At 66.1% G+C, this 1633-nt stretch carries 1 protein-coding gene; it reads left to right on the top strand.

All coding sequences use genetic code 11. The features are described 5' to 3' along the window. The first annotated feature begins 268 nt into the window (after positions 1-268). A complete protein-coding gene (locus tag KHO31_RS38940) occupies positions 269-1597 on the top strand; it encodes an IS110 family RNA-guided transposase (RefSeq protein WP_201081219.1) in 1329 nt (442 codons plus the stop codon). Positions 1598-1633: the final 36 nt, after the last annotated feature.

Genomic DNA, 1633 nt, shown 5'->3' with positions numbered 1-1633 from the left:
TTGGAAGCATTCCAATCCCGCGTCGGGCTCGGCGTTGGCGGAGAAACGGAGATGCGGTATACCGGTGAACGGCAGCGCCGCAATGACCGACACGGCAATGGTGCATGCCTGCGGCGTGCCTGCCGCAGGATAAGCCCGCTTGGAAGCATGGTCCGGGATTCGTCGGCGACAGTGGCGAGCAGCGCGAGCTGCATCCCGTTCGAGAGATAGAGTCAATCTTGACGAATACCCATGGCGCTGCCGTTCGCTAACCAGTGTGGAGCAGGCCATGGCAATGCGCAAACGTGAAGACAGTCCCGAGGTGTTTCCGAAGGCGGCCGGTATCGATATTGGAGGCTCGAGCCACTGGGTGGCCGTGCCTGCTGCGGCCGCTGAGGAGCCGGTGCGCGAGTTCGGCACGATGACCGACGACCTGCACGCGATGGCCGACTGGCTGCTCGCGTGCGGCGTTGACACGGTGGCACTCGAATCGACGGGCGTGTACTGGATCCCGGTGTACGAAGTGCTCGAGCGGCGCGGGCTGACCGTGTGGCTGGTCGATACGCGACAGCTGAAGTACGTGCCGGGTCGCAAGAGCGATGTGATGGATTGCCAGTGGCTGCAGAAGCTGATGAGTCTGGGGTTGCTGCGGGCAGCCTGGCGCCCGGGTGATGCGGTCTGTGTGGTGCGTGCGGTGGCCCGCCAGCGCGAGGTGCTGCTCGCCGAACAGGGCAGCTGGGTGCAGCGCATGCAGAAGGCTCTGGTACAGATGAACCTTCAGCTCACCGAGGTCCTCACGGATGTGATGGGCATGACCGGGCAGGCGATCGTGCGGGCAATCGTCGCCGGCGAGCGCGACCCGAAGGCACTGGCACAGCATCGCCACGGCCGCGTGAAAGCCAGCGCGGCCGAGATCGAGCGGGCGCTGACCGGCAACTGGCGCGAGGAGCATCTGTTCGTGCTCGCGCAGGCGCTGGCGATGTTTGACAGCCTCGCCCAGCGCATCCTCGAATGCGACGCGAAGATCGAGGCGCTGCTCGTCCCGCTGGGCCGTCACGAGGTCGAGCTGGCCGGCCCCGGCAAGCGGCTCGGCAAGAACGCCCCGCAGTTTGATGCACGTGCGGCCCTGGCCCGCTGGGCCGGCGTGGACCTCACCCGCATCAACGGCCTGTCAGTCACCACCGTGATGACGATCCTCTCTGAGATCGGCCCGGACCTGAGCCGCTTTGCCAGCATCAAGCACTTCTGTTCATGGCTGGGGCTGTGCCCCGGCACGAAGATCAGCGGCGGCAAGGTGCTCAGCGCGCGCACCCGGCGCTCCGCCAACCGCGTGCGCCAGGCGCTGAAGCTCGCCGCAATGAGCCTGTCACGCAACGATTCCGCGCTCGGCGCGTTCTACCGCCGGCTGTGCGCCCGCATGGACAAGCCGCGCGCCAACACCGCGGTCGCCCACAAGCTTGCGCGCATGGTGTACTTCATGCTCACGCGCGGCGAAGCCTTTGTCGACCAGGGTCAGCAGCACTACGAGGAACAGCAGCGCCAGCGCAGCATCGCGGCGCTCAGACGCCGCGCGTCCGCGCTTGGTTTCCAGATCATTCCCGACACGAAAACGGCCTGAAAACCACCCGTACTTCCATGCGATGTTTCTCGAGAG

Source organism: Paraburkholderia domus, assembly GCF_905220705.1.
GTDB lineage: Bacteria > Pseudomonadota > Gammaproteobacteria > Burkholderiales > Burkholderiaceae > Paraburkholderia > Paraburkholderia domus.
Note: the sequence above shows the minus strand (reverse complement) of the source record. Positions and strands in the feature narration are given on the sequence as shown.